Here is a 13,432-nt window from a genome sequence, read left to right as displayed (position 1 = left end):
AAGCCTAGTCGGTGCCCGGTGCCGTTGAAGGCCCGGCCTCTTCCGGATGGGCCTGCTCCCACTCGGCCTGCATTCGGTCCCGTTCCCGGTTCTCCCGGTCCAGCCGCATCCCGGCCCGCAGGCCGTACCACCAGGTCAGCGCAAACAGCACACCGACGAAGAACATGGTCGGCTCCAGGAAGCCGGTGGCAATGATGACCAGCTGCAGGATCCAGCCGATCAGCGGTCCGGCCGGCTTGGACAGCACGGCGCAGGTGCCAACCAGCGCCGCCGCCAGCAGGATGCCGCCGCCCAGCAGCAGCACGGGCGAAAGGGTCCCGCGGTGCAGGCCGAAAACGGCGAGGGTCCCGAAGAGCACTACGAACGCTTCGAGCGTCAGCACCGTGGATGCGAACATTACCTTCACCGAACGGCGCTTCTTGGGCATGCCCGGACGCCATTCGCGCTGTGCCTTGGTCAGTTTTGCCATATCAGCCGACCTACTTTCCGAGGAGGGTGCGCGCTTCGGCGACCAGGGTAATGGAACCGACCACCAGGACACCGCCGGCAAGGTCGTTGTTCTCTTCGGCCTTGGCCACGGCCAGTTCCAGTGCGTTGTCCAGTCCTGCTTCGACCCGGATGTCCTCGTCCGCGAAACCGGCGTCCACTGCGTCCTGGACCAATTCCTCGGCGGGGATTGCCCGCGGGGAATTGGACTGGGTCAGCACCACGGTGCTGACCAGGTCTCCAAGCTGCTCACGCAGCTCGCTGAGGATCCCGACGGCGTCCTTCTCCGCCAGGATCCCCACCACCAGCACCAAAGTGGTGAAGTTGAAGGACTCACGCAGCGCCTCGGCCGAGGCACGGGCGCCTGCCGGGTTGTGCGCGGCGTCGACCACGATGGTGGGCGCGGTGCGGACCACTTCCAGGCGGCCGGGCGAGGTCACGGTGGAGAACCCGGTACGGAGCAGTTCGACGTCGAGCTCCTTGGAACCTCCGCCGATAAACGCTTCCAGGGCCGCGACGGCGACTGCCGCGTTCTGCGCCTGGTGCGCGCCGTGCAGGGGAACCAGCAGCTCCTCGTAGCGCCCGGCCAGGCCGTTGACGGTGACCATCTGTCCGCCCACGGCCATTACGCGGGATTCGACGCCGAACTCCACGCCTTCGAACCGGAACGGCACGCCCGTCTCGCGTGCCTTCTCCAGCAGCACCGTCGCGGCCTCCATGGGCTGCGCGGCGCTGATCAGGAAACCGCCCTCCTTGATGATGCCCGCCTTCTCATAGGCGATGTCGGCGACGTCGTCACCGAGCAGTTCGGTGTGGTCCAGCGAGATGGGCGTAATGACGGAAACGGTGCCGTCGCCCACGTTCGTGGCATCGGTGATGCCGCCCAGTCCCACCTCAATGACTGCCGCGTCCACGGGCTCGTCCGCGAAGACGGCGAACGCCAGGATGGTCAGGGCCTCGAAGTAGGTCAGCCGCGGCTCCCCCGCTGCCTCCAGCTCGCCGTCGACAATGTCCAGGTAGGGGCGGATCTCGTCCCAGATCCGGACAAACGTTTCGTCACTGACGGGCTCGCCGTCAATGCTGATCCGCTCCGTCACCCGGGTCAGGTGCGGGCTGGTGTAGCGGCCGGTCCGCAGCCCGTAGGCGCGCAGCCCGCCTTCAATCAGGCGGGCCGTGGACGTTTTGCCGTTGGTGCCGGTGATGTGGATGATCGGGAACGCCTTGTTGGGTTCCCCCAGCACTTCCATGGCCCGGAAGAGCGGAGCCAGGCGCGGCTCCATCTTGTTTTCCGGGGCACGGCTGAGCAGCTCGGCGTACACGCTCTCCACCGAGAAACCGTCAATCGAACCGGACGGACGGTCTGCTGCGCTCATTAGATCTTCTCCACTGTGACGATGAATTTCCCGCTGTCCTTCTCGTCGTCCGTGACCGTGAGGTCACCGACAACAATCAGGTCCGCGGTGAGGGTTTCAGCCTTGATCAGGCTGATGTTGGCCTCGAGGGCTGCTGCTTCCGCTTCGCCGGTGCTGATCCGGGTGCGGATGCGGTCGCTGATGTGCAGGTCGGCGTCCCGGCGGGCCTGCTGGATGGCGCGGATGCCGTCGCGGGCGGTGCCTTCGGCGGCCAGTTCGGGGGTGACCTCGGTGTTCAGCACCAGGAACCCGCCGCCCGGCAGCACGGCAACGGCCTTGGCCGATTCACCTTCGCCGGACTCCACCACGGTTTCGAGCGTGTACTCGTGCTCTTCAAGGGCGAGCCCGCCCGCGGTGACCGTGCCGGCGTCGTCCACTGACCAGTCGCCCGACTTGGCGGCCTTGATGGCCGTCTGCACGTTCTTGCCCAGCCGGGGGCCGGCAGCGCGGGCGTTAACCACGAGCTTCTGGCTGATGCCGAACTCGGCCGGGTCCGCGGACGCGGCGTCGACCAGACGCACGTTCTTCAGGTTCAGTTCGTCGGCGATGATCGCGGCGAACTGGCCCGTAAGGGACTGTGCGTCAGGCGCGACGACGGTCATTTCGGACAGCGGCAGGCGGACCCGCAGGTTCGCGCCCTTGCGCAGGGAGGAACCCACCGAGGCAATGCGGCGGGTCAGGTCCATCCGTGCCACCAGGTCCGGATCCTTCGGGAACAGGTCCGCATCCGGCCAATCCGTCAGGTGCACCGAGCGTCCGCCGGTCAGGCCCCGCCAGATTTCCTCACCGATCAGCGGCAGCAGCGGGGCAGCCACGCGGCACACCGTTTCCAGGCACGTGTACAGCACGTCGAACGCCTGCGGATCTTCGTCGAAGAACCGGGTGCGGCTGCGGCGGATGTACCAGTTGGTAAGCGTGTCCATGTAGGCGCGCAGGATCTCGCACCCCACGGACACGTCGTAGGTGTCCAGGGCCGTGGTCATTTCCCGCACCAGGTCGCCGGTGGCGGCGAGCAGGTAGCGGTCCAGCGGCTCGGTGGAGTCGTAGCGGGCCTTCGCCTCGTAGCCGTTGCCGTTGTTCGCGGCGTTGGTGTACAGGCTAAAGAAGTGCCAGACGTTCCACAGCGGCAGGATGGCCTGGCGGACGCCGTCGCGGATGCCCTGTTCGGTGACAATCAGGTTGCCGCCGCGCAGGATGGGCGAGGCCATCAGGAACCAGCGCATGGCATCGGAGCCGTCGCGGTCCAGGACCTCGGACACGTCGGGGTAGTTGCGCAGCGACTTGGACATCTTCTGCCCGTCGGAGCCCAGGACAATGCCGTGGCTGCTGACGTTGCGGAACGCCGGCCGGTCAAACAGTGCGGTGGCGAGCACGTGCAGCGTGTAGAACCAGCCGCGGGTCTGGCCGATGTACTCCACGATGAAGTCGCCCGGGTTGTGGTGCTCGAACCAGTCGGCGTTCTCCATCGGGTAGTGGACCTGGGCGTACGGCATGGATCCGGAGTCGAACCAGACGTCCAGCACGTCCTCCACGCGGCGCATGGTGGACTGGCCCTCTTCCGGGGTGCGGGGGTCGTCCGGGTTGGGCCGGGTCAGCTCGTCGATAAACGGGCGGTGCAGGTCCGGCTTGCCCTCCTTGTTCAGCGGCAGGCGGCCGAAGTCGGCTTCCATTTCTGCCAGCGAACCGTAAACGTCGGTACGCGGGTAGTTGGGGTCATCCGAAACCCAGACCGGGATGGGGCTGCCCCAGTAGCGGTTGCGGCTGATGGACCAGTCGCGGGCGTTTTCCAGCCACTTGCCGAACTGGCCGTCCTTGACGTTCTCCGGGATCCAGTTGATCTGCTGGTTCAGTTCGACCATGCGGTCCTTGATCTTGGTGACCTCCACGAACCAGGAGGAGACGGCCTTGTAGATCAGCGGGTTCCGGCACCGCCAGCAGTGCGGGTAGCTGTGCTCGTAGCTGGCCTGGCGAAGCAGCCGGCCTTCGGCCTTCAGCACCTTGGTGATGGGTTTGTTGGCATCGAAGACCTGCAGGGCGGCGATGTCCTCCAGCGCGGTCTGGGCGAACATGGGCAGGAACTTGCCGCCCTCGTCCACGGACAGGATCACGGGGATGCCGTTCTCCTCGCAGACCTTCTGGTCATCTTCACCATAGGCCGGAGCCTGGTGGACAACACCGGTGCCGTCGGTAGTGGTGACGTAATCCGCCGTGACTATCCGCCAGGCGTTTTCCGTGCCCCACTTTTCGGTGTCGGTGTAGATGTTCCACAGCGGTTCGTACCGCAGCCCGGCAAGGTCCTTGCCCAGGTGCACGGCGCTGACGGAGGCGCGGGCGGCCTCGGCGTCGTCGTACCCCAGGTCCTTGGCGTAGGAACCGACCAGGTCCTCGGCCAGGAGGAAGCGGCCCTCCCCTGCCTGCGTGCCGTTCGGGCCGGCGGGCACGACGGCGTAGCGGACCTCGGGTCCGACGGCGAGGGCCATGTTGGTGGGCAGGGTCCACGGCGTGGTGGTCCACGCGATGGCCTTGACGCCCTCAAGTTCGGCGGAGAGCACGTTGTCTCCGGCGACCAGCGGGAACGTGACGGTGACCGTCTGGTCCTGGCGCATCTTGTAGACGTCGTCGTCCATGCGCAGCTCATGGTTGGACAGCGGCGTCTCGTCCTTCCAGCAGTACGGAAGCACCCGGAAGCCACTGTAGGTCAGGCCCTTTTCATGCAGGGTCTTGAACGCCCAGATGACCGACTCCATGTACTCGACGTTGAGCGTCTTGTAGTCGTTTTCGAAGTCCACCCAGCGGGCCTGGCGGGTGACGTAGTCCTGCCACTCGCCGGAGTACTTCATCACCGAGGCGCGGCAGGCATCGTTGAACTTGTCGATGCCCATCTTCTCGATCTGGACCTTGTCGCTCATGCCCAGCTGCTTCATGGCTTCGAGCTCGGCGGGCAGCCCGTGGGTGTCCCAGCCGAAGCGGCGTTCCACGCGGCGGCCGCGCTGCGTCTGGTAGCGGGCAACCAGGTCCTTCACGTAGCCGGTCAGCAGGTGGCCGTAGTGCGGCAGGCCGTTGGCGAAAGGGGGACCGTCGTAGAAAACAAACTCGTTGTCGCCGTCGCGGCCGGCGGGGCGGGCATCGATGGAGGCCTGGAAAGTGCCGTCCTGGTCCCAGTACTTCAGAACGCGTTCTTCGAGTTCGGGGAACCGGGGCGAGGAGGGGACGGCAGCGCCGTCGCCGGTGCTGGCTTTGGGGTATACAGAAGGCATTTTCGACATCCTGGTAGCGGCAAGTAAATCTGGCTGTGGAATTCAGGATGCGAGGGCGGCGTTTCCGGACCGCCCCGAAGGACGGCGGTAAACCGCGGTACCACCTCGCTTGCCGCCGTGTGCACACCGGCCGTGGCCGGGATACGCGCGACTGCCGCTCGTTGACTGCTGTGACGGGCTTACCCGTCCGGTTCTACTGGGCCTGCCGCCGTACGTTTGGCTGCCTGCTGTTCTTCCGGAAGCTCACCGGTGATGGCCGGGTCAGTGCTGCTTCGCACAAGTTTAGGCCACGCCCGCGCCGATTGTCGAAGCACTGCCCCTGGCAGGCGAACCGGGCGCGGCGAAAGCCTGCCCACCGCGTCTGCCGCGGGGGCAGGCCCTCGCCCGGTTACTGCCCGGTTATTGCCCGGTTTATTGCCCGGTTACTGCCCGGTGCGGATGACTTTGTGCTGGGCCGCCTGGGCCAGCGGGCGCAGCACAACCTGGTCCAGGTTCACGTGGTGCGGCAGGTTCAGGGAAAAGGCCATCACTTCGGCGACGTCCTCGGCGGTGAGGGGCTTCTCCACTCCGGCGTACACCTTGTCGGCCGCGGCCGGATCGCCCAGCCGGTTCAGGGAGAACTCCTCGGTCCGCACCATGCCGGGGGAAATCTCGATGACGCGCACGTTGTGCTCGGCTTCCTCCAGCCGCAGGGTCCGTGCAAGCATTTCCTCGCCCGACTTGGCCGCGCAGTAGCCGGCGCCACCCTCATAGGCAGTGGACGCCGCCGTCGAGGTCAGCAGCAGCACCGAGCCGCGTCCGCTGTCCCGCAGGGCGGGGAGGAAAGCCTGGGTCATCCGCAGGGCCCCGAGGACGTTGACGTCGTACATCCGCTGCCAGTCGCTGATGCTTCCGGTGGCCACCGGGTCCAGTCCGAAGGCTCCGCCTGCGTTGTTGATCAGGGCATCCACTCCCCCGTCCGCCAGGACCGCGCTGGCCAGCCGGGCCACGGAGGCGTCATCGGTGACGTCCGCTGCCATGGCGACGGCGCCGGTCTCCTCTGCGAGCGCCTGCAGCCGGTCTGCGCGGCGGGCCACCGCCACCACGTCCCAGCCCGAGGCACGCAGCGCCCGCACTGCGGCGGCTCCAATGCCTGAACTTGCTCCGGTTACTACGGCCCGCTTGGGTGTGATCTCAGTCATGGGAGCTACTTTAGCCAGCGTTTGCCTCTTCCCCGTGTTCGTTACGGACCAGTTCGTGTAGGCGCGGGGCGGGACTGTGCCTGCCCGGCGGCGGTTTGTTGCCGGGGTCGGACTGTGCCTGCCCGGCGGCGATTTGTTGCCGGGGCCGTCCGGTCCGTACCGGGCCGTTTCGATCCGGGCCCAGCAGGCCGGCGCCTGCCGCATCCGGGCCCAGACCGCTGGCGCCTGCCGCATCCGGTCCCAGACGGGGGTAGAGCGGATTCCAAGTCCGGCACGTGCGATGTACCAGTTCGATGAATCTGCCCGGACTGTGCAGGATCATCTCGGCAGTAACCCGTAAGGTGACCAATCCGCCGGAGGTCGAGCAGTTCCAGCGCTGCCGGTCTTTCCGGTATTCCGTCCGCCCGCTGTGGAAGGCGTAGCCGTCAATCTCAACGATCAGCCATCCGTCAATGAGGAAATCCACGCGGCCTACTCCGGGCAGCAGCACCTCCTCCTGCGGGCGGAAACCGGCGGCAAGGAGGTGGAACCGGGCACAGACCTCCAGAGGGGAGGCAGTCGTCCGGCGCACGGTTTCAAGCAGTCGGGCGATTCGCCAGTCCCTCGGTCCTGAAAATTCCTGTTTCAGGGTTTCCAGCCCCACGGCGTTGCAGACCACGGCGGACTCAGCGATCACCAGGGCTTCCACGCTGGGAAGACAGCGGAACGCGTCGCGGACAATCTCCCGGGGTGCTGCTATCAGCCGGTGGCCCGAGCGGCGCCCACGATGCAGCACTGCGTCCGGGAGGGTGAGTGCCCTGTCGCACCGGAGATGAACCGGGCCGGCCGGTGCCAGCACCCACCAGCCCAAGAGGGAGGCCGCGGAAACGCAGGAGACCGATGCCCCGTTGCAGGCCGCCCCAATCAGGGCCGGATTGGCACCTTCCAATGCCAGGAGGCCCCGACCAACATGCCGAAGCAGCCCGGAACGCACGGCCGCATCCACCTGCCGCTGGGAAAACCCGTTTGCTATGAGGGTGCGTTGCCTGGCCAGACAGTGCCTGGACCTGAGGAACGCCTCGAGTTGCTGCATTCCGCCACCCTCTCAGTTGCACTCGTCTACCGGTCGAGCAGTGAACTGTCATGTGAGGGAACGGACTGCATCGTGGCCTATTCCTCTGCTCTGGAGGGACAGTGACCAACCCGGCCGGCCTCGAAACTGAGCTCTTTCCCGGCCGCAACCGGGTTACTCTTCCCCTCTCCCGGCTGCTTCCCTACCTGAACTTCCCACGCTCTGGGACTGCTGTTACCCATGGGGTCACAGCAGCCGCATCCGTACCGAAGCGTGGGAAATTCCAGGCACGCGATCGGGCTGGAACCATCCTGGGCACAAGCCGGACTCTATCTCCATATCTCCCAACTTCCAGCCGTCTCTCTGCCCGTCCTCCCCCACTCCCGGCCGTCTCTCTGCCCGTCCTCCCCCACTCCCGGCCGTCTCTCGCAGCCGCACCCGGGTTCCTTGTCCCCTCTCCCGGCTGCTTCCCTACCTGAACTTCCCACGCTCTGGGACTCCTGTGACTGATGGGGTCCCAACAGCCACATCCGTACCGAAGCGTGGGAAATTCCAGGGCCCTCGGCCGGGAGCGCCTTGGCAACAAGCCTGCCCTGGGGCTCCGACACCGCTAGGGCCCGGCATGGGCAACCCTGCCCTGCACTGCCCTGCACTGCCCTGCCCTGCCCTGCCCTGCCCTGCCCTGCCCTGCCCTGCCCTGCCCTGCCCTGCCCTGCCCTGCCCTGCCCTGCGAGCCCTACGCCCCCGGACCGGGAACGGCCAGCAGATAGTCCCGCAGCACCACTGCTTCGTTCTCTTTCTCGTTCCGCGCCCCGTACAGCAGCACGGTATCCGGGCGGGACCGGCACTCGAGGTTGAAGTCTGCCACCCCGGGATTGTCCGCAAGTTCGGCCCGGTAGCGCTGCACAAACTCCTCCCAGCGCTCCGGACGGTGGCCGAACCATTTGCGCAGGCCGGTGCTGGGCGCCACGTCCTTCAGCCATTCATCCAGGCTCGCCTTTTCCTTGGACACCCCGCGCGGCCACAGCCTGTCCACCAGGACCCGGAACCCGCCGTCGGGCGGTTCATAGATCCGCCGGATCCGCACGTTCCAGGATGAGGATTCCCTGCTGGCAGCCATACCGGGATGCTACTGCCGGCGAACCCGGTCCCGACAGTGCCGCAGAGCATAGGCCTGCATGGAAGAATGGAAACCATGGCTGAACATATCCCGGGCACAGACACGCCCGACAACGCACCCAAGACCGTTTCCGTCCCCGACAAGCCCGCCCTTGAGGGGCTCGAGTCCAAGCTGAGCCGCCGCTGGCGCGAGGAGGGAACGTACGCGTTTAATCCGGACACCGTCCGGGAGCAGGTCTACTCCATCGACACTCCCCCGCCCACGGCCTCCGGTTCGCTCCACGTGGGACACATGTTCTCCTACACGCAGACCGACGTCATGGCCCGCTACCAGCGCATGACCGGCAAGAACGTGTTCTACCCCATGGGCTGGGACGACAACGGGCTGCCCACCGAACGCCGCGTGCAGAACTACTACGGCGTGCGCTGCGACCCCACCAAGCCGTACGACGCCGACTACCGCCCGCCGGCCAAGGCCGCGAAGAACCAGCGGGATTTCGACGTCGTCTCCCGCCGGAACTTCATCGAACTGTGCGAGGAACTGGCCGTGGAGGATGAGAAGGTCTTCGAGGACCTCTTCTCCACCCTGGGCCTGTCCGTGGACTGGAACCGGACCTACCGCACCATCGATGACCACTCCCGAGCCGTCAGCCAGCGCGCCTTTTTGGACAACCTGCGGGCCGGCGACGCGTACATGGCCGAAGCCCCCACCCTCTGGGACGTCACGTTCCGCACCGCCGTGGCCCAGGCCGAACTGGAAGACCGCGAGCAGCCCGGCGCCTACCACCGCATCAGCTTCCATGCCCCCGACGGCGAGAAGATCTTCATCGAGACCACGCGTCCCGAACTGCTGCCGGCCTGCGTGGCACTGGTGGCGCACCCCGACGACGAGCGGTACCAGCGCCTGTTCGGCACCACGGTGAAGTCCCCGCTGTTCGACGTCGAGGTTGAGGTGAAGGCGCATCCGCTGGCCAAGCCGGACAAGGGCTCCGGCATCGCCATGATCTGCACCTTCGGCGACCTCACCGACGTGACCTGGTGGCGTGAACTGAACCTGCCCACCCGCGCCGTGATCGGCCGTGACGGCCGCATCCTCGCCGATACTCCGGAGTGGATTGCCACGGAGAAGGCGAAGGAAAACTACGCCGCCCTCGCCGCCAAGACGGTGTTCAGCGCCAAAGAGACCGTCGTGGAGATGCTGCGCGAAAGCGGCGACCTCGACGGCGAGCCCAAGAAGATCACCCACCCGGTCAACTTCTTCGAAAAGGGCGACAAGCCCCTCGAAGTGGTCACCAGCCGCCAGTGGTACATCCGCAACGGAGGCCGCGACGAGGAGCGCCGCGAACGCCTGATTGCCCGGGGCAAGGAAATCGACTTCCACCCGGCATTCATGCGCTCCCGCTACGAGAACTGGATCGAGGGCCTGAACGGCGACTGGCTGGTCTCCCGCCAGCGCTTCTTCGGCGTTCCGGTGCCGGTCTGGTACCCGCTGGACGCATCCGGCAACCCGGACTATGACCACCCCGTGCTGCCGGCATCAGAGTCCCTGCCGGTGGATCCCGCCGCCGAAGCTGCTCCCGGGTACGAGGAGTCCCAGCGGAACCAGCCCGGCGGGTTCATCGGCGACGCCGACGTCCTGGATACCTGGGCCACTTCCTCGCTGACCCCGCAGATTGTGGGCGGCTGGAGCGTGGAGGAAGACCTGTTTGCCAAGGTCTTCCCGTTCGACCTCCGTCCGCAGGGCCACGACATCATCCGGACCTGGCTGTTCTCCTCCGTGGTACGCGCGGACGCCCTGAACGCTGCCGCACCCTGGAAGCACGCCGCGATTTCCGGCTGGATCCTGGACCCGGACCGCAAGAAGATGTCCAAGTCCAAGGGCAACGTGGTGGTTCCCACCGATGTGCTCAACGAATACGGCTCCGATGCGGTGCGCTACTGGGCGGCCTCTGCCAAGCTGGGCGCGGACACCGCGTACGAGATTGCGCAGATGAAGATCGGCCGCCGGTTGGCCATCAAGCTGCTCAACGCCTCCAAGTTCGTCCTGAACCTGGGCGCCACGGAGAAGAACGTGGCGCTGGATGACGCCTCGGTGATCACCAACGCACTGGACCTGGCACTGCTTGCCCAGCTGACCGACGTCGTCAACGCGGCCACCAGCGCCTTTGAACGCTACGATTACGCTAAGGCACTGCAGCTGACGGAGTCCTTCTTCTGGTCCTTCACCGATGACTACGTGGAGCTGATCAAGGACCGCGCCTACGGAGCCGCAGGAGACGCGGAGCAGGCCTCGGTGCTGGCCACCCTGGCCACCACCCTGGATTCGCTGCTGCGCCTGTTCGCACCGTTCCTGCCCTTCGCCACCGAAGAGGTCTGGGGCTGGTGGCGCGCCGGCTCGGTGCACCGGGCACCGTGGCCGAACGTGGACGGCCTGTCCACGGCCGTGGCAGACGCCGACGCCGGCATCCTGGGAACGGTCGCCGCCGCCCTGGGCGGCATCCGCAAGGCCAAGTCCGAAGCCAAGGTCAAGCAGCGCACCGAGGTCCTCAAGGCCACGGTAACGGCTCCGGAAGGGGCCGTGGCGCGGCTGCGTGCCGGCTCCGCCGATCTGAAGGCCGCCGGCAATGTCCGCGAACTGAACCTGTCCGTCGGCGAGGGCGAGCTGACCGTCTCCGACGTCGAACTGGCACCGCCCGCGGAGTAGCAGGTACGCAAAAGGCCCGGCCGGAAATATCCGGCCGGGCCTTTTAACGTGTCAGCCGAATTGACGTGTCAGTCGAAGCGGGGATTTTCGGTACGGCTGCGCTTGAGTTCAAAGAAGGCCGGGTTCGAGGCCAGCATCACGGCGCCGTCGAACATGGTGCCGGCTTCCTCGCCGCGCGGAATGCGCGTCAGGACCGGGCCGAAGAACGCGGTGCCGTTGAAGGCCACTACGGGGGTGCCGACGTCGTCGCCCACCTTCTCGATGCCTTCCTTGTGGGAGGCACGCAGCTGGGCGTCGTATTCGTCCGTATCGGCGAAGCGCGCCAGCTCGGCAGGCAAACCTACTTCGTCCAGGGACTCGCGGATCACGGCGGGGAAGTCATCGTTGCCGCCGTCGTGGATGCGGGTGCCCATGGCGTCATAGAGCTTCTTGACGTACTCGTCGCCGTGCAGTTCCTGTGCGGCAATGATCACGCGGACCGGGCCCCAGCCGCTGTCCATGCGCTGCCGGTATTCCTCGGGCAGGTCGCGGCCCTCGTTGAGGACGGACAGGCTCATCACGTGCCACTTGGTGGTTACGTCCCGGACCTGCTCCACCTCGCCCATCCAGCGGGAGGTTACCCAGGCAAACGGACACATGGGATCAAACCAGAAATCGGCAGTGGACGCAGAACGGTCAGCACTCATGCGGGTCTCCTTCAAAGGTCGTCGACGGCGTTGGATGCCGCGGTCAGTACCGTGTGCAACCGCACTCTAGGCAGATTTGTTCCTGCGCTTGGTAGCGACCGCGTGGGAGATCAGCGTGGGCTCGGCCTTGTTTTCGACGGTATCCGCCGTGATGACCACGGTGGCAACGTCGTCCCGGCTGGGCAGGTCGAACATCACCGGCAGCAGGACTTCCTCCAGGATGGCACGCAGGCCGCGTGCGCCGGTGCCGCGGGCCAGGGCCTGGTCCGCAATGGCATCCAGGGCGCCCTGCTCGAAGGTCAGTTCGACGCCGTCGAGCTGGAACATCTTCTGGAACTGCTTGACCAGGGCGTTCTTCGGCTCGGTGAGGATCCGGATCAGTGCCGTGCGGTCCAGGTTGGACACCGTGGTGATCACCGGCAGGCGGCCGATGAACTCCGGGATCAGCCCGAATTTCAGCAGGTCTTCGGGCATTACCTCGGCGTAGGAGTCCGTGCCCTTGGTGGTCTCGATCAGGGGCGCGCCGAAGCCGATGCCCTTGCGGCCGGACCGGGAACCGATAATTTCCTCGAGTCCGGCGAAGGCGCCGGCCACGATAAAGAGGACGTTGGTGGTGTCAATCTGGATGAATTCCTGGTGCGGGTGCTTGCGTCCGCCCTGCGGCGGCACGGAGGCCACGGTGCCCTCCAGGATTTTCAGCAGCGCCTGCTGCACACCCTCGCCGGAAACGTCGCGGGTGATGGAGGGGTTCTCGCTCTTGCGTGAAATCTTGTCGATCTCGTCAATGTAGATGATGCCCTGCTCGGCCTTCTTGACGTCGTAGTCAGCGGCCTGGATGAGCTTGAGCAGGATGTTCTCGACGTCTTCGCCCACATAGCCTGCCTCGGTCAGGGCGGTGGCATCGGCGACGGCGAACGGTACGTTCAGCCGGCGGGCCAGGGTCTGCGCGAGGTAGGTCTTGCCGCAGCCGGTGGGGCCGATCAGCAGGATGTTGGACTTGCCGATCTCCACCTCGTCCGCAGCGACGGCGTCCGAGAGGTTGCCGGTGCTGCGGGTGGCGTGGCCGGACTGGATGCGCTTGTAGTGGTTGTAGACGGCGACGGCGAGGGAACGCTTGGCCGGTTCCTGGCCGATGACGTATTCCTGCAGCGAGTCGAAGATCTCCCGCGGTTTGGGCAGCTCGAAGGTACCGAGATCGGCTACCTCGGAGAGCTCCTCTTCAATGATCTCGTTGCATAGATCAATGCATTCGTCGCAGATGTATACGCCGGGGCCTGCAATGAGCTTCCGCACCTGCTTCTGGCTCTTTCCGCAGAAAGAGCACTTGAGCAGATCCGTGCTCTCACCAATGCGAGCCATAGTTCAGTCCCCTTAGATGGTCCTTCAAAAAGCGGTTCCGCAGCACAAGCCAGCCAACCATGTTCCACTCTAGGACACTTGGCAGAGCTATTCAGCAACCGAGCGGCCCGTGGTGCGAAATAACGCACCACGGGCCGCCCGGATCCGGCGACAGCGTGGTTTTTGGCGGCGGGGTGT

At 66.0% G+C, this 13,432-nt stretch carries 9 protein-coding genes; 1 reads left to right on the top strand and 8 read right to left on the bottom strand.

Features of this window, described 5'->3' with window-relative positions; all coding sequences use genetic code 11:
* Positions 1-4 precede the first annotated feature (4 nt).
* The 6 genes from LOC57_RS06985 to LOC57_RS06960 all read right to left on the bottom strand — a co-directional run bounded on the left by LOC57_RS06985 (position 5) and on the right by LOC57_RS06960 (position 8,507).
* The gene (locus LOC57_RS06985; protein ID WP_229958869.1) at positions 5-469 is read right to left on the bottom strand and encodes a DUF4233 domain-containing protein; all 465 of its coding nucleotides are present in this window, start codon (positions 467-469) and stop codon (positions 5-7) included.
* 10 nt (positions 470-479) lie between these two features.
* A complete protein-coding gene (locus LOC57_RS06980; protein ID WP_227911627.1) occupies positions 480-1,859 on the bottom strand; it encodes a bifunctional folylpolyglutamate synthase/dihydrofolate synthase in 1,380 nt (459 codons plus the stop codon).
* Positions 1,859-5,164 carry an isoleucine--tRNA ligase gene (gene ileS, locus LOC57_RS06975; protein WP_227926132.1) on the bottom strand — a complete coding sequence of 1,102 codons (3,306 nt, stop codon included), beginning with the start codon at positions 5,162-5,164 and terminating at the stop codon, positions 1,859-1,861. Before ileS ends, LOC57_RS06980 begins: the two co-directional genes overlap by 1 nt.
* Positions 5,165-5,577: 413 nt before the next feature.
* Positions 5,578-6,336 (bottom strand): SDR family oxidoreductase, encoded by a 759-nt coding sequence (locus LOC57_RS06970; protein ID WP_229958867.1) that lies wholly within the window; start codon positions 6,334-6,336, stop codon positions 5,578-5,580.
* A 10-nt stretch (positions 6,337-6,346) separates the two neighbouring features.
* A complete protein-coding gene (locus LOC57_RS06965; RefSeq protein WP_229958865.1) occupies positions 6,347-7,111 on the bottom strand; it encodes an endonuclease domain-containing protein in 765 nt (254 codons plus the stop codon).
* Between the two features lie 1,012 nt (positions 7,112-8,123).
* Entirely contained in the window at positions 8,124-8,507 is a 384-nt protein-coding gene (locus LOC57_RS06960) for a DUF488 domain-containing protein (protein WP_227911631.1), read from the bottom strand.
* A 75-nt stretch (positions 8,508-8,582) separates the two neighbouring features.
* Here LOC57_RS06960 and valS point away from each other — a divergent pair, with 75 nt between their 5' ends.
* On the top strand, positions 8,583-11,210 hold the full coding sequence (gene valS / locus LOC57_RS06955) for a valine--tRNA ligase (protein WP_227911632.1): 2,628 nt from the start codon (positions 8,583-8,585) through the stop codon (positions 11,208-11,210).
* Between the two features lie 68 nt (positions 11,211-11,278).
* On the opposite strand, the gene LOC57_RS06950 is transcribed toward valS, so the two are convergent.
* The gene (locus LOC57_RS06950) at positions 11,279-11,896 is read right to left on the bottom strand and encodes a mycothiol-dependent nitroreductase Rv2466c family protein (RefSeq protein WP_227911633.1); all 618 of its coding nucleotides are present in this window, start codon (positions 11,894-11,896) and stop codon (positions 11,279-11,281) included.
* Positions 11,897-11,962: 66 nt separating this feature from the next.
* Entirely contained in the window at positions 11,963-13,255 is a 1,293-nt protein-coding gene (gene clpX / locus LOC57_RS06945; RefSeq protein ID WP_227911634.1) for an ATP-dependent Clp protease ATP-binding subunit ClpX, read from the bottom strand.
* Positions 13,256-13,432: the final 177 nt, after the last annotated feature.

It is taken from the genome of Arthrobacter sp. zg-Y750 (assembly GCF_020907365.1).
GTDB lineage: Bacteria > Actinomycetota > Actinomycetes > Actinomycetales > Micrococcaceae > Arthrobacter_B.
The sequence above is the reverse complement of the archived record's forward strand: the minus strand, read 5'-3'. Positions and strand labels throughout refer to the sequence as shown.